The following is a 16,981-nucleotide window of genomic DNA, read 5'->3' as shown; positions in this document are numbered from 1 at the left end:
TTTAGTCTTAAATGTGTTATTTCTATTTAGACCCTGATCCTTCTGCCAATTTAGCCATAACCTGATCTAAGGAGAAACTAGCTGCTTTTTGACGTGGAGGATACTCTTTGAAGGTTTCTAAAAACTTACCTACATATTGTTGAGCTGGAACTAATAGGTACACACGGTCTATCAACCAGTCATAGTACGTGTTAGATGTTTTCTGTGCCCTTTCATATGGGTCTCTTCGTAAATTAAAAATTAGAGGAACCCTTAATGGTGTGAACGGGTTAGCCCAAATTTCAAGTGTTCCCTCTACCTTTTGTTCCATAAAAATCATTTTCCAATCTGCGTAGCGCAACGCACTGAGATCACCATCATCTGTAAAATAGAAAATTTCTTTTCTCGGAGATGGATTGTTTTGCGGGTCTTTAAGGTGCTCAGTGATGTCATAGCCATCGAGGTGCAACTTGTAAGAACGACCTAATGCACTAGAGGTATACCCATCTAAAAGATCTTCCTTAATGTCGGTTTTGCCAGCTGCAGCAGCTAAGGTTGGCAACCAATCCATATGATGAACAACATCATTACTTATGGACCCCGGCTGTATAACGCCTGGCCAACGTACCATAGAAGGTACTCTCCAACCACCTTCCCAGTTAGTGTTTTTTTCACCCCTAAACGGAGTCATGGCAGCGTCTGGCCATGTGTTCATATGAGGGCCATTATCTGTAGAATAATGCACAATGGTATTATCTGCAATACCTAATTCATCTAAAAGGTCTAAGAACTTACCAATATGCATATCATGTTCTACCATTCCATCAGAATACTCGTCCTGCCCTGAAATGCCTCTGAGTTCCTCTTTAACGTGTGTTCTAAAGTGCATTCGTGTGCCATTCCACCAAACAAACCAAGGTTTACCAGTTTTGTGCTGTTCTCTTATAAAGGCAATTGCTGCTTCAGAAGTTTCGTCATCCACAGTTTCCATACGCTTTTTAGTCAATGGTCCTGTATCCTGGATACTGCCGTCAGCGGCCGATTTTATGACACCACGAGGGCCGTAATTTTCTCTAAACGTTTTACCATTGGGCATTACCATATCTCCTGGGTAATCTTCATTCTCTGGTTCTTCCTCAGCGTTTAGGTGGTAAAGATTTCCAAAGAATACGTCGAAACCATGGTTGGTTGGAAGCATTTCATCACGATCACCCAAGTGGTTTTTACCAAATTGCCCGGTAACATAGCCCTGATCTTTAAGAACGGTTGCAATGGTGATATCCTCGACCTGCATTCCCTCTTTAGCGCCAGGAAGGCCAACTTTAGATAAGCCTGTTCTAAAGACACTTTGCCCCATAATGTAGGACGATCGTCCTGCGGTACAAGACTGTTCTCCATAATAATCTGTGAAAATTATCCCTTCATTAGCAATACGATCAATATTTGGGGTTTGGTATCCCATCATGCCCTTGGTATAGGCACTGATATTGGATTGCCCGATGTCATCTCCCCAGATGACCAGAATGTTTGGTTGTTTCTGTCCATAACTAGACAAAAAGCAGGTTAGCATTAAGGTTAAAATGATTTTTTGTTTCATAGAAGTTAGTGTTTGTGATTAAGATTAATTAATAGATGAGCCAATGAAGTTACTAATAATTCATAAAAAAAGCCCTTTCAAAAAGAGCTTTATTTGTTTAGTGTCAAATGTTTAACCGTCTATTCTAAAGACCAGACCACCACTAAAGCCGCCAACAATTTGGGTCGAACCTGTGCTGATACCAAAACCACCGGTACCGACTACAAAGCCTCCATAGTTAATGGGTAAGTAAAGGTTGCCTTGTACATTTAAACCAATATTATCGGTAAACATAAAATTAACTCCAGCCTCAAAATTAAATGCAAAATAAGTACCGCTACCAAGATTTAAATTAGGGAATTCTTGTCTATTGATATTTTTTGGAGATACAACTACCAGACCAAGTCCCGCTCCAGCAAAAGGTTTTACTGGGCCATCCTGGAAATAACGTTGTACTCCAAGAAAAAACCAATCGTTCTGTAAGTCTGAAATAACTTGTTCGATATTATTGGTGAATTCAATATCTCTACCTCTCAATTCAGTGCCCATACTTACATATGATAATTTGGCAATCATACCTGGTGAAAATTCCATGCCTGCTGAGATACCAAACTGGCCACTTCCCTGGGCTTTTACATACCCACCAAAGTAATTTAACTTCGTTCCAAACTGATATCCATAGGAGGCAGTAATCTCAACTTGAGCTTGAGAATAAAAGAAGCAAGTAGCTGCTAAACAAGCACTTAATATAAATTTTTTCATAGTTTTTATCGGTGTTTTTGATTAAAGATATTTTTATTTTTTCTCTTTGTCTAAAGCTTTTAAAATCTCCTCTGTATACTTATTGGCTGTTTTATAAGCATCTTTTGGATTTTCTACCGAGGTAGTAACCACAGCGAGAAGTTGATTGTTGTCCTCGGCCTTAAGATCAAAGGCTACAGTTTCTAAATAATAGGTTTTTGTAGTGTAGGTTGTTGGTTGACCTCCAACTATTGGAATGGTCACACCATAATAGGGATAGGGATGGTAATAATAACTATTAAATCCGCCATAATAACCCGGATAATACATGTTCCATGGGTCATTGTAATAATAACCACCTCTTGTGGTGGTGCGCTCTCTTTCATCTTTTAGGGAGGTTACCACAATGTTATCAAAGCCTTCGTCATCTAATATTTGAAGAATCATATTTCTTCGTTCTTCTGTCATTTCAGCGTCCGGGTCAAAGGGCGGAAACTTGCTATAACTCGGTGTAGCATTGGCACCCCTAGCTATTAAGGCATCTGCAATTTCTCTTTCAAAAGCAATTCTAGCAGTTTCATCAAGAGTTCTTGCTACAATTAACCAATGTCCAGAACTAGCACCAGCAGCGTCAGGTGAACGCCAGGCATCCAATACTTTTATGCCGCTTCCACAACTGACTAAAGTTAAAAAGCATATTAGGGCTAGAGGTTTTAAATATCGATTCATATAATATTATTATTGAAGGTTACGCCGAAAGATAAAAATTTCTATTGCAAGACCATCAATTCTCTTAGAATTTAATTGAAACGTTTAATTTTAGCATCATTTGAATCGATGTATATAAAAAAATGGCTTAATAAAATAGGACCGGGACCTTTAGTTGCTGCTGCATTTATTGGTCCTGGTACCATCACCTTATGCAGTTCTGCTGGGGTTGGATTTGGATATGGCTTGTTATGGGCACTTTTGTTATCAATTATAGCTACCATCTCCTTACAAGAAATGGCTGCCCGCCTTGGCTTGGTAAGTAGAAAAGATTTGGCCCAGATCATTTCAGAATTAAAAACAACTCCTGTTCTTAAATGGATCATTATTATTCTTGTACTTTCTGCCATTCTCATTGGGAATACAGCCTATGAAGCGGGCAATGTTTCTGGTGGATCTTTAGGACTTAAGGTATTTTTCAATGATTTAAACGCAGTTGTTCTTGGGTTTAGGCTAGACCTTGCATCGTTAATCGTTGGCCTGAGTGCCTTTATTCTTCTCTCTTTTGAATCCTTTAAATTGATACAAAACCTATTATTAATTCTGGTAATACTGATGAGTATTGCATTTGTTTCGGCAGCGGTGGTTACGAAACCGGAATTAAGTGGAATACTCTCTGGCCTATTCCAGTTTGAACTTCCAAGCAATGCTGTTTTAGTTGTGGTTGGTCTTATTGGAACAACGGTTGTTCCCTATAACTTGTTCCTTCATTCGGCACTAGTTATCAAAAAATGGAATTCTATCGATGGGTTAGGAGACGCGCGATTTGATACCTTTTTGGCTGTTATTTTGGGTGGATTCGTTTCCATGGCTGTTGTTGTAGCAGCGGCAAGTGTTAATCTTGATACTGTGAAATCGGGTTCTGATTTAGCCATGGCTTTAGAGCCAATTTTTGGTGTTACTGCTAAACATTTGATGGGAATGGGGTTGTTTGCAGCGGGCTTGACTAGTGCTATTACCGCACCTTTGGCAGCGGCTTTTGTAGTGTCTGGTTTGTTTGGGCAATCTGAAACCTCAGGGGATAAACTATACAAAATGGTATGGAAAGTGGTTTTGATATTTGGAACCGTAGTGGCTACATTTAATCTAAAACCAATAGTACTAATAACATTTGCCCAAGTGGCTAATGGAGTTTTTCTTCCGATAATAGCACTTATTTTGATTTGGGTTATGAATAAAAAGCTAATTCTGGGGAAGTTTACGAATACAGTATTTCAAAACATAGTTGGTCTACTTGTATTTCTTATCACTCTCGCCTTAAGTTATAGAATTCTTATAAATCTATTTTAATATTACAATGGTAATCGACTTAAACATGGATGTGGGTGAAGGAATGAATAATGAAGCTCAATTATTTCCATATATATCTTCCTGTAATATTGCCTGCGGCGGACATGCGGGAACTTATGAATCTATAGCTAGCGTTATAAGGCTAGCCAATTCACATAATGTAAAAATAGGAGCGCATCCGTCTTTTCCTGATAAATCTAATTTTGGTCGAAAAGTCATCGATATTAACCCTACCGACTTAAAATCGTCTCTTCGAAAGCAGCTATTGGATTTTGCTAAGGTTGCTGCAGATAACGATTGTCCCATAAATCATGTTAAAGCTCATGGTGCTTTGTATAATTTAGCGGCCAAAGATATTTCTACGGCCTCACTCTTTGCAGAAGTGGTTAAAGAGGAATTAAATGTTCCTATATATGCTCCTTATAAATCTGTGCTCTCACAAGTAGCAAAACATTATGATTTAAGGGTTGTTTTGGAAGCCTTCGCTGATAGAAACTACAATGACGATCTAACTTTAGTGTCAAGAGTAAATGATCAGGCTTTGATTTTGGAATCAAATCAGATTTTAGATCATATATTGGAAATCATCACTAACAATCGCGTTAAGAGTATCAATCATAACTGGATAGCCATTAAAGCTAAAACCATATGCATGCATAGCGATAGCCCTAATGCGGAGTTTTTAATAAGACAATTATCTGAAGATTTAAATTCTAAAGGAATTGAAATTGGATAAATCGAAGCATTCCCGTTCTATTGATATTTCTATTGTAGGTGAACAAGCCATTGAATTATCCTGGCCGTGTGACATTTCCTCGGTTACATTCCAAGAGCTTCAAGGTGTCTACCATGAACTGTCAATAGCCTATCGTGATCAGATATTGGACATCATTCCTAGTTATACCAAAATTCTGATTGTATTTAAGTCATCAGAAGGCATCCATCAACTATTAAAGGAATTAGAAGTACTTATATCAAATACCAAGCAACATGAAAAAGGGTCAGTGACCAAATGGATTATTCCAGTTTGCTATCATCCCGACTATGCACCTGATCTAGAAGATTTTTGTCATGGAAAACAATTAAGCCTGTGGGACTTTGTCCGATTACATACATCGGTTGATTACTCCATTCATTTTTTTGGCTTTCTTCCTGGATTCTGTTATTTGAGTGGCTTGGATGAACGTCTGCATTTAGCTCGCAAGCCAAGACCTATATCCAGAGTTCCAAAAGGGTCGGTTGCTATTGGTGGAGCTCAGACGGGGATTTACCCCTCTGAGAGCCCTGGGGGGTGGCATTTGATTGGAAAGACACCAATTTCGTTGTTTGATATTGATAAAGATCCACCTGTATTTGCCGCGATTGGAGATGTTATTCATTTTGAGTCCATTACGATTGATGAATTCAAAAGGATAGCTTCAAATATTGAGGATTATCAGATTAGGAAGGAGGTTGTTGCGTGATAGAAGTAATAAATCCTGGTATTTACAGTTCCATTCAAGATAATGGTAGGTTTGGTTTTAGACACCTGGGAGTGCCAGTATCCGGGTTTATGGATGCCTTTTCTGCTGAGTTGGCTAATAAGCTTGTTGGTAAGGAATCAGGTTCAGCTTTAATTGAGGCTGCTTTTACAGGACTGCATTTAAAGTTTCATCAAGATTATCAGTTAGCTTTATGTGGAGCTCAGGTTGAGGCTTATCTGAATGGAAATAAATTGTCCATCAACCAAATGATTGCAGTCAGTGAAGGGGATGAACTAGTGATAACAAAGATAGAAGAAGGAGTGTGGAGCTATTTGGGCATTCAGGCTAGGGTTTTAACAGAGCAGGTATTGGGGAGTCAAAGTCAATATTCCAGCATAACAAAGACTGCAAAATTAAAGGCTGGTGATGTAATTCAAACTGAACTACTGCCATTATCAAGTTCATCAAATTCAAGACTGCGAATCACGAATTTTTCTGACACCTTAAATAGAATAGAAGTTCAAGCTGGACCTGAATTTAAATCATTGCCAAAAGGGTTGCAAGCCAACCTTTCTAAAATAGAATTTAGTATAGACCATCAAAGTAATCGCATGGCCTATATACTAGAACATCCTTTATGGCCTCATGATCACACAATAGTAACCGCCCCCATAATTCCGGGCATGATTCAATGGACACCAGAAGGGAGATTTATCTGTTTAATGCGCGATGGACAATCTACTGGTGGCTATCCAAGAGTACTTTATATCCCAAAAGAGGAATTGAATAAATTGTGTCAAATTCAACCCGGTAAACATTTCAGATTAGCGCTTAATTTGTAAGAAAGATAAGTAGAAAAATATGGTTACTTTAGACTTTTATTAACCAAAATTTACAAAAAGCATGTCAAAAATTAAAGGGTTAATTACCCCAGATCAAGCCAAAGAGCTTGATACTAATTACTCACAGCGTTATAATTTAGTATCGCGTGATATAACAAAACGAGATGATAACCGTTCCAATTGGTTTTCAATTGAAGAATTAGAGGCCTACATTACCCATGCCAAGGCTCAAGCTAAAAATAAGTTTAAGGTGGAGCTTAGTGGGATTAGAATTTACAATGGTGCCTATAAAACCGAAAATGATAAAGGCGGCTATTCAACTGTTTTTTTAATTCCAACCTCGGAAAATAGCTTGGGTAAAGATGGAAATGGTGATGATCACCCAGACATACAAGGCGCTGATGGATTAAATTTCAGCGATCCAGGTGATCCTCCAGGTGCCAATTATCCACAATAGTTTATAAATTGACAGATTTTATACTTAAGAACTATACTATTCTTACAAAGGGAGTCATAATTTTATGCTCCCTTATTGGATTATTGGTCTTTCGAAACCATCGGAATTTCAACACCCGGTTTTTTATATACTATTTGTGGTTTGTTTTACTAATAGAAGTGGTTGCTAGTTATCCGACATACTTATTAGAGTTTGATTTTCTTGAACCTATTAAGGCTCATATATTAGAATCAAAATTTAGAAAAAATTACTGGTGGTATGCTCTCACATGGAATGTTTTTGGGGTGCTGCTTGTGCTTAACTATATATACAGATTGTTAAAAAATCAACAGTTCAAAACTATTATCAAGTATACAATGATTGGCTTTCCAATAATTGCATTCGTTTTAATTTCAACAAAATTAGATCTGTTTTTTAATGGCTTTATTGTAGGTCTAATATTAATAGCATGTGCTATTGTTTTATTTAGTGTTGTATTATATATAGTTGATGTTTTGTCAAACGATCGGATTTTAGAATTCAAAGGGTCGTTTAGTTTAATTGTTCTGGGAGCCTTATTTATCTGGTGGTTGGTGGTGACCCCAATTGTCTTTTTTGAAGAATATTACCATCCTAGAGATCCCGGTTATCGGCGTCTGCGTCCCTTAATTCTATTTTTTAGTAATATCTTCATGTATATAAGTTTTTCTATAGCGCTCCTCTTTTGTAAACCTCAAAATCACTAATGGTAGTACTTTGTATTTAGAATGATCACATTGGTAACTTTTTTGATTCAGAAGGCAAGTTCAAATGCTGAACGAAACTTACTTGTTTACATGATTGGAGTTTTGTTTGTGGTGTCGGGTTTGATAATCACTATTTTTCTAGTTTTCCAAAAACGCAAGAGTAAGCTACTCCTGGAAAAAATGGAACAGCAAAAACGTTTTGACGAGGAGCTCATTAAAACACAACAGGAAATACAGGATGAAACCTTTAAGCAAGTTGGGCGTGAGCTGCATGATAATGTGGGGCAATTACTAGCCTTAGCCTCAATGCACTTGAATCTCGCTAAGTCATCGGCCGAAGAAGAAACCAAACAAAAACTGGATAATGCATCAGATTCTCTAAAGACATCCTTAGCTGAAGTAAGGGCGCTATCCAAATCTCTTAATAGCGATGTTATTCTTAACTCCACCTTTTTCGAAATCATTCAAAACGAGATCAATCGAATTAATAAGTTAGGGACACTAGAAATCACATTTAAACAAAATGGGGCGCATCGCCATCTCAATAAAAATCAGGATCGTTTGATGCTTTTTAGAATTATTCAGGAGTTTATTTCAAACGCCTTGAAGTACAGCGAGGCTAGTGAACTCAACTTAGTACTTAATTATTCCCCATCTCATTTAGATATTGAACTGAGTGACAATGGTATTGGTTTTGAATTGAATAATATCAAAAAAGGTTCAGGACTTATTAATATGGAAAAGCGGGCAGCTTTGATTAATACCGATTTTCAATTTTCTTCTCAATTACATAAGGGTACATCGCTAAAACTTCAATACCCCTTTTTAAACGTCTAAACTTGCTTGCCATAAGGGATCGTTTGGAACATCTGCTACAAACTTTATGGATTCCTTTTTTACGGGATGTTCGAGCTCTAATTGCCGCGCATGAAGCGAGATACTAGCGTCAGGATTGCTTCTTGGGAAACCGTATTTTAAATCTCCTTTGATAGGACTACCGATGGCCGCCAATTGCGATCGAATTTGATGATGTCTTCCGGTCTCGAGGTCAATTTCTAAGAGGGAGTAGGAGTCCAGAGTTTTAAGAACCTTATAATTTAAAATAGCCTTTTTACTTCCAGTTGTCTCCTTATGATAAGCTGTGGATCTATTGTTTTTTGGATTTTTCTTGAGCCAATGGGTTAAGCGATCTTGGTTTTTTGGTGGTGGATTTTTTACCAAAGCCCAATAGGTTTTTTGAGTCTTCTTTTCAGCAAACATTTTATTAAGCCTTGGTAAGGCTTTACTCGTTTTGGCAAAAAGCACGATACCGGTTGTAGGGCGATCCAAGCGATGTACCACACCTAAAAAAACATTTCCCGGTTTATTGTATTTAGTTTTAAGATACTGTTTAACAATCTCACTTAGAGGTGTGTCACCAGTTTTATCGCCTTGTACAATATCACCTGCACGTTTATTCACCACAATCACGTGGTTGTCCTCGTAAATCACCTGAAGATTCTTGTGAGTTGAACGTATTTTAGTCACAAGATGTTAGTTTAAGTTATGAATGCTTAATACTGCTCTGTGGAATTAGGAAAATCCTCAGACTTAACATCCTTGACATATTGCCCAATAGCGGTAGTCATATCTTCAAATAAATTCATGTAACGGCGAAGAAACCGTGGGTTGAATTCATGTGTCATACCGAGCATATCGTGCAAAACAAGGACCTGGCCATCCACGCCATCACCGGCGCCAATTCCAATTATAGGAATGCTGACACTGTCTGCTACCTCCTTTGCCAATGCTGCTGGGATTTTTTCCAAAACAATAGCAAAGCAACCCCCTTTTTCCAGCATAATGGCATCGTCTTTGAGACGTTGCGCCTCTTCTTCCTCTTTAGCTCTTACAGTGTAGGTGCCAAACTTATAAATGGACTGAGGAGTTAAACCTAAATGACCCATAACAGGAATACCAGCGTTTAAGATGCGTTTAATGGAATCCTTAATTTCCTTACCACCTTCTAATTTAACAGCATGTCCACCACTTTCTTTCATAATTCTAATAGCAGAACGCAAAGCTTCTTTAGGATCGCTCTGATAGGTTCCAAATGGTAAGTCAACCACAACAAGAGCTCTATCAATAGCGCGAACAACAGAAGAAGCGTGGTAAATCATTTGATCAAGTGTAATAGGCAAGGTTGTTTCATGACCAGCCATGACATTAGATGCAGAGTCCCCAACAAGGATAACGTCAACACCGGCACCATCAACGATTTTGGCCATGGTATAGTCATAGGCAGTAAGCATGGATATCTTTTCACCCTTGGCCTTCATATCCACCAATGTTTTTACAGTGATCCGCTTATATTCTTTTTTTGCGATAGACATATGGTTTGTTTAGTTAGCTGTTGTAAAAATAGTGAGAATAGTTAAATTTTACAGTTTTATAGACTCAAAAGGCCTGTTCTTGCTAAATTGTGACAAATCTTACTTTCATGAAAAAATCACTCATTTTTATTTTTTTGATCACACTTACAATGACAGTTAATGCACAATCTTCTGAGGAGGCGAATGTAAAGGCCACCATTGAAGCTTTTTTTGAGGCCTTTCATAAACAAGACACTGTTGCTTTAAAGGCTATGGCCAAAGGCAATATTAAAATGCAATCTATTGGTACGAACAAGGAAGGACTTACTGTTCTTAATGAAAATGATTACCACCAATTTGTCGGCTCGATAGGAAGTATTCCAAAAGAAAATACCTTTGAAGAAAAACTACTCGACTTTACAATTAAGGTGGATGGCAATATGGCAAATGCCTGGACTCCCTACGAGTTTTGGTATAATGGCAATTTTAGCCATTGCGGAGTCAATTCATTCCAACTGATAAAAGAATCAGATGGCTGGAAGATCATTTATTTAGTGGATACAAGACGACGAGAGGGTTGTTAGTCATAAATCAAGGAAACAGACTTTTATATTTCCCTGATCTATAAAAAAGAGTATCTGATTTGGTCTCAATAGAAATTAATTTTTCCACCCCTTGTTTTATACGGTAGGTTAATAAAGAATCAATGGCAACAATTTCTTGATATTCATTTAGGCTTTGTTTAACTGTAAATAAAGTGGTTCTCTTATTTGTATATCTCCAATTGAAACTACCATTAGATGTTCCAATCTTTGACTTAATATTTAGCTGGTTAACAATTGGTTTGATATTGTCTTCTCTTATTTCAAAAACATCTAGAAAAATTTCCTGAAAAGGATTGACTCGACTAGGGCCTTCATATGTGAAATAAATTCCAAAAATTGTTTTGCCAGGAAGAAAGGGCTTTTCGCAACTCTTACAGTAGCAATGTTTACAGCATCAATATATAGTGGCTCTTTTAAAGTGTGCTTTGCTGTTAATTTTTGGTTAGTTCCATACAAAAGAATATGTCCTTTGAGCTTCAGATAATCGTCTTCTTGTATTATTAATTCCGATAGAAATACAACAGAACCAAATTCAAATTTCTTAACATGACACAATCTATTATACACATCAGATTTTGAAATTTCTAGGGATGAAATTGCCCTGGGAAGTAGCTCAATTTGACTAATTGACGGGAGTGAAAAAGTTAATAATATTAAAACATTAACAATCTTGGGGTACTGATTCATTAGAAATACATTAAATAAAAACCCACCAAATAGGTGGGTTTATTTATTAGTTCTCAATATAGGGAAGTACTTCGTCAAAATTGGCGACGTCAATATTATTATCGATTGCGAAATCTACTGGAAGAACCACAACTCTGAAGGTCTGACCTAAGGTTTCTGAAGGCAGTAAATCATTAAAATTAAAGGTTGCCGGAGCATCAATGTAGATGGTTACGAAATCAAAATTATGCTCATAGTTATACTGGAATTCTTCACCTGTTTCAATATAAACAGTCTCTGGAAGAATTCTCCATACATCGAAGCCATCGACAATTCCTACTAGATGGTAAACCAAAACCATATCACTCTCAAATAATTCGATATCTAAAGGTACTTCAACTGTAAATTGGTAAGAGGGTGGTAAGAAATCCTCTGTCACTTCAAAAGACTGTGCTACAAAGACACCGCCATCCTGACCCGGAGATCCTGGAGGTCCCGGAATTCCCTGAGGGCCTTCACAGGCAATAAACAATAAACTAAACACGGTTAACAAGGAGTATAAATTTTTCATAAGTATGTATTTTCGGTTAAAGATATCAAATGCCGTACCAAAAAATAATTCCTTCAAGAAATACCTTCATTTTTTTTGCTGACATCATGTCACATTTTAGTCCATGGCATAATACTTGACTTTTGTTGACCGAGTTATAAATTAAATCGCAACAATTAAGTATAAAGATATTATGAGTAAAATTATTGGAATCGATTTAGGAACAACCAACTCTTGTGTTTCAGTAATGGAAGGTAATGAGCCTGTTGTAATTCCTAATGCAGAAGGTAAGCGTACCACACCTTCAGTAATTGCCTTTGTAGAAGGTGGTGAAATAAAAGTGGGCGATCCGGCGAAAAGACAAGCCGTGACCAACCCAACAAAAACGGTTTATTCTATTAAGCGTTTTATGGGTAACAAGTATTCTGAATCTAAAAATGAAGCAGAACGCGTACCGTATAAAGTGGTAAAAGGTGATAACGATACTCCAAGAGTGGATATCGATGGTCGACTATACACCCCTCAGGAATTATCAGCAATGATTCTTCAGAAAATGAAGAAAACAGCTGAGGATTATTTAGGCCAGGATGTAAGTGAGGCGGTAATTACCGTACCAGCTTACTTTAACGATGCACAGCGTCAGGCTACTAAAGAAGCCGGAGAAATTGCTGGTTTAAAGGTACAGAGAATTATCAATGAGCCTACAGCTGCGGCATTGGCTTATGGTATGGACAAGAAAGGAACAGATCAAAAAATCGTAGTTTTTGACTTTGGTGGTGGTACCCATGATGTTTCTATCCTTGAATTAGGGGATGGTGTATTTGAAGTATTATCTACCGATGGTGATACACACTTAGGTGGTGATGATGTTGATGAGCGTATTATCAACTGGTTAGCAGATGAGTTTAAGGCTGATGAAAATATGGATCTAACACAAGATCCGATGGCTTTACAACGTCTTAAGGAGGCTGCTGAGAAAGCTAAGATTGAGTTGTCTTCATCTGCGCAAACAGAGATCAATTTACCATATATAACAGCGACTGCTAGTGGTCCTAAGCACTTAGTTAGAACCTTAACACGTTCTAAGTTTGAGCAATTAATCGATGACTTGGTAAAACGTACGATCGAGCCTTGTGAGTCTGCGCTTAAAGCGGCAGGTCTTTCTAAGAGTGATATTGATGAGATTATTCTTGTTGGTGGTTCTACACGTATTCCTGCAGTTCAAGCCGCTGTTGAGAGTTTCTTTGGAAAAGCTCCAAGTAAGGGAGTAAATCCAGATGAGGTTGTTTCTCTTGGTGCTGGTATCCAGGGTGGAGTTTTAACGGGTGATGTTAAGGATGTACTTCTTTTAGATGTGACTCCTTTATCACTAGGTATTGAAACTATGGGTAATGTGATGACTAAATTGATCGACGCGAATACGACCATTCCAACTAAGAAGTCACAAGTGTTTTCTACAGCAGCTGATAATCAGCCTTCCGTAGAGATCCATGTACTACAGGGAGAGCGCCCTATGGCTGCTGACAACAAGACTATTGGTCGTTTCCATTTAGATGGTATTCCACCAGCTAGACGTGGTACACCACAGATTGAGGTAACCTTTGATATAGATGCTAATGGTATTATTAAAGTATCGGCAACAGATAAGGCTACTGGAAAGTCACAAGACATTAGAATTGAAGCTTCTTCAGGATTAACAGAGGAAGAAATCGAGAAAATGAAAGCTGAGGCTGAGGCTAATGCAGAAGCAGATGCTAAGGCTAAAGAAACTGCTGATAAATTAAATCAGGCAGACGCCATGATCTTCCAAACCGAGAAGCAATTAGAGGAGTTTGGTGATAAGTTATCTGATGATAAGAAGCAACCAATTGAAGCTGCTCTTGAAGAGTTGAAGAAAGCTTATGAGACTAAGGACCTAGCCGTTATTGATCCAGCATTAGAAAAGATCAATGAGGCCTGGAAAGTTGCCAGTGAGGAAATGTACAAAGCACAAGCTGAAGCACAACAAGGTGGTGCGCAGCCAGGACCAGATGCAAGTCAAAACGGTCAGGCCGATGAAAGCAGCAATGTGGAAGATGTAGATTTTGAAGAGGTGAAGTAATTTATCCCTATATAAATTGTAAAAGCCCAACTTTTAGTTGGGCTTTTTTTTATGGAATCCACTTTTCAATGCGGTACAATAGGTATTTTTGTCTAAGACCATGAAGAGTTTTCAAAGTTTCACAATCTATCAACCAAAAAGACTTGCCGTTAAGCTTAGTGCTAAAGGTGAGCAATATGTTTTAAAAGGGCATCCCTGGATTTTTTCTAATAGTATTCAAAAAATTAATAAACCTCCCGAAACAGGAGACTTGGCAGTGATTTTTAGAAAATCGGGTAATAAGTTTATCGGTATTGGACTCTACGATAAGGATTCTGATATTCGCATAAAAATGCTCTATAACGGTAGTGAGTCCAAACAGATAGATGCTGAATTTTTTAAAGATCAAGTTCAAAAAGCTTACAGTAAACGTCATCCCTTACTAGAAACAGACACCAATAGTTACCGACTGCTATTTGGTGAGAGTGATGGGTTTCCTGGGCTTATAGCTGATGTGTATGATAAAGTACTAGTAGTCAAATTCTATTCGGGAATTTGGTTTCCCTACTTTTCTGATTTTTTGGACAGTTTAATTGAGATTACTGAGTGTAAAACTGTTGTACTGCGCCTTAGTAGAAAACTTCAACAATCAGATCGGCACAATCTCAATGACGGTATGATTGTTTATGGTGAATTAGAGGATGAGATCGTCGTATTTAGAGAGCATGGGGTTAGATTTTCAGCCAATGTTATTAAAGGTCATAAAACAGGCTATTTTTTAGATCATCGAGATAATCGTAAAAGAGTGGGTGAGATGAGTAGGGGAAAAACCGTATTAGATGTATTCTCATATTCGGGAGGATTTTCAGTTCATGCGCTTGCCAATGGGGCAAAAGAGGTTAAAAGCATTGATATAAGTGCTCAGGCACTGGAAGTTGCTCAATTTAATGCAAGTTTAAATGCTCACGAAGGAAAACACCATACACTTGCTGGTGATGCATTTGAGATTTTAAATCAAATGATTGAACAAAAAATTAGTTATGATCTCGTAGTTATTGACCCCCCAAGCTTTGCCAAACAACAATCCGAGGTAAATCTTGCCAAGAAAAAGTATGCACAACTGGCCAAGTTAGGGGCGCAATTAACGAAAGCAAATGGAATTCTTGTCTTAGCATCGTGTTCATCACGTGTTAGTAAAGATGTGTTTGTTGAAACATCCTTAAACGCCATCTTGAAAACAGGAAGAACCTACAAGATTATTAAAACCACCACGCATGATGTGGACCATCCAATTGGATTTGCGGAAGCAGCGTATTTAAAATCGATTTATTTACAACTACCATAAGGGCATACTCATAATTTTTTATAGTTTTAACAAAATTCAGTTATGAAACCATCCCAAATTTTTATTCTTTTAATTTCGTTCTATTTAATAGTTTCCTGCAGCTCGAGTGATGATAGCAATCCAGATGAAGACTTTAATATGGTTGGAGTCTGGCAAGGAGTTGCCGTAGATTTTGATACTAGTGCTGTAGTTGAAATTGCCGGTGAGCAGATTCCAGTGATCTGTGATGGAGAAGGTTTTGACGTTAACTTCTTAATTACGTTTACAGATGGACCAAATGAGTACAGCGCCGATGGTACCTTTTCAGTTTTAAACGAGTGTACCTTGATTGGTGAACAAGTTCAAGAAGATTTGGAAGTATTTGGGGATGGCTCCTGGGTTTATGAAAATGGAAACCTCAGTATGACTGAGAATGGGGAGACCATAACTGTAGATGTGGAAATTATTTCTAATGATCGTATTATTTTGGAGTTTGAAGAAGAAATTGTTTTAGAAGAAGGCCCCATCTCAGCAAACGGAACGGTAGACATTGAAATTGAATTGTCCCGTTTATAAAACTCAATTATTAATAATATGTCCTCTAAGAATATGCTTACTTCTTTGTTACAAATAGAACACCCCATTATTCAGGCACCCATGTTTTTGGTGTCTAATACTGCGATGGTTAAAGCGGCTATGGAAGCTGGTATTGCCGGTTGCATTCCAGCTCTAAACTACCGAACCTTAGATGAACTAAGAAATGCTATTAGAGAACTAAAAATGTCTAAAACACCTAATGGGGCCTTTGGCTTTAACCTTATTGTCAATAAATCTAACATAAAATATAAAGGTCAATTGGCGGTATTATGTGAGGAAGGTTGCGACTTTATTATCACTTCCTTGGGAAGCCCGGAAGAAACAATTAAAGAGGCACATAAAGCAGGTATTAAGGTGTTTTGTGATGTTACCGATTTAAAGTTTGCCAAGAAGGTAGAAGGTTTAGGAGCCGATGCTGTGATTGCTGTTAACAATGAGGCAGGTGGGCATCGCGGAAATCTTGGTCCAGAAGAATTAATCAAACAATTAAAGTCGAACTGTAATATACCTGTGATTTCTGCGGGTGGAGTAGGATGCAAAGCAGATATAGATGAAATGTTGGGCTATGGTGCTGCTGGTGTGTCGGTAGGATCACCCTTTATAGCTTCTGTTGAAGCGGAGGTAACAGAAGAGTACAAGCAAGCTTGTGTGGATTATGGCGCAAATGATATTATAATGACAGAACGTATTTCTGGCACTCCATGTACAGTTATAAATACACCCTATGTCCAAAAAATTGGCACTAAGTCTCCATGGATTGAGCGGCTACTTAATAAAAATAGAAAGCTAAAGAAATGGGTTAAAATGATCCGGTTCTCAATAGGAATGAGGGCGACGGAAAAAGCAGCTAAAAAAGCCACTTACAAAACCGTTTGGGTTGCGGGTCCAAGTATTGAGCATACCAGGCAAATTCTTCCAGTAAAACAAATTATTGCCAATTTAACTACGGCAGCTTAACTGTTAGATT

General features: G+C 37.8%; 19 protein-coding genes. 12 read left to right on the top strand and 7 right to left on the bottom strand.

What is annotated here, in order from left to right; all coding sequences use genetic code 11:
• Positions 1 to 22 precede the first annotated feature (22 nt).
• The 3 genes from DN064_RS07120 to DN064_RS07110 form a co-directional block, all read right to left on the bottom strand.
• Positions 23 to 1,576, bottom strand: coding sequence for an arylsulfatase (locus DN064_RS07120; protein WP_115461945.1), 1,554 nt, complete (start codon positions 1,574 to 1,576; stop codon positions 23 to 25).
• 111 nt (positions 1,577 to 1,687) lie between these two features.
• Positions 1,688 to 2,317: an acyloxyacyl hydrolase gene (locus DN064_RS07115; RefSeq protein WP_115461944.1), complete on the bottom strand. Its 630-nt coding sequence runs from the start codon at positions 2,315 to 2,317 to the stop codon at positions 1,688 to 1,690.
• A gap of 33 nt (positions 2,318 to 2,350) precedes the next feature.
• Positions 2,351 to 3,025, bottom strand: a complete 675-nt coding sequence (locus tag DN064_RS07110) for a hypothetical protein (protein WP_115461943.1) — start codon at positions 3,023 to 3,025, stop codon at positions 2,351 to 2,353.
• A gap of 75 nt (positions 3,026 to 3,100) precedes the next feature.
• Here DN064_RS07110 and DN064_RS07105 point away from each other — a divergent pair, with 75 nt between their 5' ends.
• From DN064_RS07105 to DN064_RS07075, 7 genes are all read left to right on the top strand, one after another.
• Positions 3,101 to 4,354 (top strand): Nramp family divalent metal transporter, encoded by a 1,254-nt coding sequence (locus tag DN064_RS07105; RefSeq protein ID WP_232827425.1) that lies wholly within the window; start codon positions 3,101 to 3,103, stop codon positions 4,352 to 4,354.
• A 7-nt stretch (positions 4,355 to 4,361) separates the two neighbouring features.
• Entirely contained in the window at positions 4,362 to 5,090 is a 729-nt protein-coding gene (locus DN064_RS07100; protein ID WP_115461941.1) for a LamB/YcsF family protein, read from the top strand.
• The gene (gene pxpB, locus DN064_RS07095) at positions 5,083 to 5,817 is read left to right on the top strand and encodes a 5-oxoprolinase subunit PxpB (RefSeq protein ID WP_198659417.1); all 735 of its coding nucleotides are present in this window, start codon (positions 5,083 to 5,085) and stop codon (positions 5,815 to 5,817) included. Before DN064_RS07100 ends, pxpB begins: the two co-directional genes overlap by 8 nt.
• Positions 5,814 to 6,659 (top strand): 5-oxoprolinase subunit C family protein, encoded by an 846-nt coding sequence (locus tag DN064_RS07090; RefSeq protein WP_115461939.1) that lies wholly within the window; start codon positions 5,814 to 5,816, stop codon positions 6,657 to 6,659. Before pxpB ends, DN064_RS07090 begins: the two co-directional genes overlap by 4 nt.
• A 61-nt stretch (positions 6,660 to 6,720) precedes the next feature.
• Complete coding sequence (locus DN064_RS07085; protein WP_115461938.1) at positions 6,721 to 7,116, top strand: hypothetical protein; 396 nt, start codon at positions 6,721 to 6,723, stop codon at positions 7,114 to 7,116.
• Between the two features lie 356 nt (positions 7,117 to 7,472).
• Entirely contained in the window at positions 7,473 to 7,841 is a 369-nt protein-coding gene (locus tag DN064_RS07080; protein WP_157962258.1) for a hypothetical protein, read from the top strand.
• Between the two features lie 42 nt (positions 7,842 to 7,883).
• On the top strand, positions 7,884 to 8,678 hold the full coding sequence (locus DN064_RS07075; RefSeq protein WP_232827423.1) for a sensor histidine kinase: 795 nt from the start codon (positions 7,884 to 7,886) through the stop codon (positions 8,676 to 8,678).
• Here the strand turns inward: DN064_RS07075 and DN064_RS07070 are convergent.
• A complete protein-coding gene (locus DN064_RS07070; RefSeq protein ID WP_115461935.1) occupies positions 8,667 to 9,368 on the bottom strand; it encodes an RluA family pseudouridine synthase in 702 nt (233 codons plus the stop codon). The two genes, DN064_RS07075 and DN064_RS07070, sit on opposite strands and share 12 nt — an antisense overlap.
• Positions 9,369 to 9,394: 26 nt before the next feature.
• Positions 9,395 to 10,213: a 3-methyl-2-oxobutanoate hydroxymethyltransferase gene (panB, locus tag DN064_RS07065; RefSeq protein ID WP_115461934.1), complete on the bottom strand. Its 819-nt coding sequence runs from the start codon at positions 10,211 to 10,213 to the stop codon at positions 9,395 to 9,397.
• A 107-nt stretch (positions 10,214 to 10,320) separates the two neighbouring features.
• Between panB and DN064_RS07060 the strand changes: the two genes are divergently transcribed.
• Positions 10,321 to 10,776, top strand: a complete 456-nt coding sequence (locus DN064_RS07060; RefSeq protein ID WP_115461933.1) for a nuclear transport factor 2 family protein — start codon at positions 10,321 to 10,323, stop codon at positions 10,774 to 10,776.
• A gap of 291 nt (positions 10,777 to 11,067) precedes the next feature.
• On the opposite strand, the gene DN064_RS07055 is transcribed toward DN064_RS07060, so the two are convergent.
• Together DN064_RS07055 and DN064_RS07050 are read right to left on the bottom strand one after the other, a co-directional pair.
• Positions 11,068 to 11,484: a hypothetical protein gene (locus DN064_RS07055; protein ID WP_115461932.1), complete on the bottom strand. Its 417-nt coding sequence runs from the start codon at positions 11,482 to 11,484 to the stop codon at positions 11,068 to 11,070.
• A 46-nt stretch (positions 11,485 to 11,530) separates the two neighbouring features.
• Entirely contained in the window at positions 11,531 to 12,034 is a 504-nt protein-coding gene (locus tag DN064_RS07050) for a dihydrolipoamide dehydrogenase (RefSeq protein WP_115461931.1), read from the bottom strand.
• Between the two features lie 172 nt (positions 12,035 to 12,206).
• On the opposite strand from DN064_RS07050, the gene dnaK reads away from it, so the two are divergent.
• The 4 genes from dnaK to DN064_RS07030 all read left to right on the top strand — a co-directional run bounded on the left by dnaK (position 12,207) and on the right by DN064_RS07030 (position 16,971).
• Positions 12,207 to 14,114 (top strand): molecular chaperone DnaK, encoded by a 1,908-nt coding sequence (gene dnaK, locus DN064_RS07045; RefSeq protein WP_115461930.1) that lies wholly within the window; start codon positions 12,207 to 12,209, stop codon positions 14,112 to 14,114.
• Between the two features lie 100 nt (positions 14,115 to 14,214).
• Positions 14,215 to 15,438, top strand: coding sequence for a class I SAM-dependent rRNA methyltransferase (locus tag DN064_RS07040; protein WP_115461929.1), 1,224 nt, complete (start codon positions 14,215 to 14,217; stop codon positions 15,436 to 15,438).
• 42 nt (positions 15,439 to 15,480) lie between these two features.
• Positions 15,481 to 15,993: a hypothetical protein gene (locus tag DN064_RS07035; RefSeq protein ID WP_115461928.1), complete on the top strand. Its 513-nt coding sequence runs from the start codon at positions 15,481 to 15,483 to the stop codon at positions 15,991 to 15,993.
• Between the two features lie 18 nt (positions 15,994 to 16,011).
• Positions 16,012 to 16,971: an NAD(P)H-dependent flavin oxidoreductase gene (locus tag DN064_RS07030; RefSeq protein WP_115461927.1), complete on the top strand. Its 960-nt coding sequence runs from the start codon at positions 16,012 to 16,014 to the stop codon at positions 16,969 to 16,971.
• The last annotated feature ends 10 nt before the right edge of the window (positions 16,972 to 16,981 follow it).

The organism is Winogradskyella aurantiaca (assembly GCF_003362725.1).
GTDB lineage: Bacteria > Bacteroidota > Bacteroidia > Flavobacteriales > Flavobacteriaceae > Winogradskyella_A > Winogradskyella_A aurantiaca.
The sequence above is the reverse complement of the archived record's forward strand: the minus strand, read 5'-3'. Positions and strand labels throughout refer to the sequence as shown.

Bases quoted from the DNA above. Each gene is read 5' to 3' on its own strand.
- DN064_RS07120 (WP_115461945.1), bottom strand. From the start codon at position 1,576: ATGAAACAAAAAATCATTTTAACCTTAATGCTAACCTGCTTTTTGTCT.
- DN064_RS07115 (WP_115461944.1), bottom strand. From the start codon at position 2,317: ATGAAAAAATTTATATTAAGTGCTTGTTTAGCAGCTACTTGCTTCTTT.
- DN064_RS07110 (WP_115461943.1), bottom strand. From the start codon at position 3,025: ATGAATCGATATTTAAAACCTCTAGCCCTAATATGCTTTTTAACTTTA.
- DN064_RS07100 (WP_115461941.1), top strand. From the start codon at position 4,362: ATGGTAATCGACTTAAACATGGATGTGGGTGAAGGAATGAATAATGAA.
- DN064_RS07085 (WP_115461938.1), top strand. From the start codon at position 6,721: ATGTCAAAAATTAAAGGGTTAATTACCCCAGATCAAGCCAAAGAGCTT.
- DN064_RS07080 (WP_157962258.1), top strand. From the start codon at position 7,473: ATGATTGGCTTTCCAATAATTGCATTCGTTTTAATTTCAACAAAATTA.
- panB (WP_115461934.1), bottom strand. From the start codon at position 10,213: ATGTCTATCGCAAAAAAAGAATATAAGCGGATCACTGTAAAAACATTG.
- DN064_RS07060 (WP_115461933.1), top strand. From the start codon at position 10,321: ATGAAAAAATCACTCATTTTTATTTTTTTGATCACACTTACAATGACA.
- DN064_RS07055 (WP_115461932.1), bottom strand. From the start codon at position 11,484: ATGAATCAGTACCCCAAGATTGTTAATGTTTTAATATTATTAACTTTT.
- DN064_RS07050 (WP_115461931.1), bottom strand. From the start codon at position 12,034: ATGAAAAATTTATACTCCTTGTTAACCGTGTTTAGTTTATTGTTTATT.
- dnaK (WP_115461930.1), top strand. From the start codon at position 12,207: ATGAGTAAAATTATTGGAATCGATTTAGGAACAACCAACTCTTGTGTT.
- DN064_RS07040 (WP_115461929.1), top strand. From the start codon at position 14,215: ATGAAGAGTTTTCAAAGTTTCACAATCTATCAACCAAAAAGACTTGCC.
- DN064_RS07035 (WP_115461928.1), top strand. From the start codon at position 15,481: ATGAAACCATCCCAAATTTTTATTCTTTTAATTTCGTTCTATTTAATA.
- DN064_RS07030 (WP_115461927.1), top strand. From the start codon at position 16,012: ATGTCCTCTAAGAATATGCTTACTTCTTTGTTACAAATAGAACACCCC.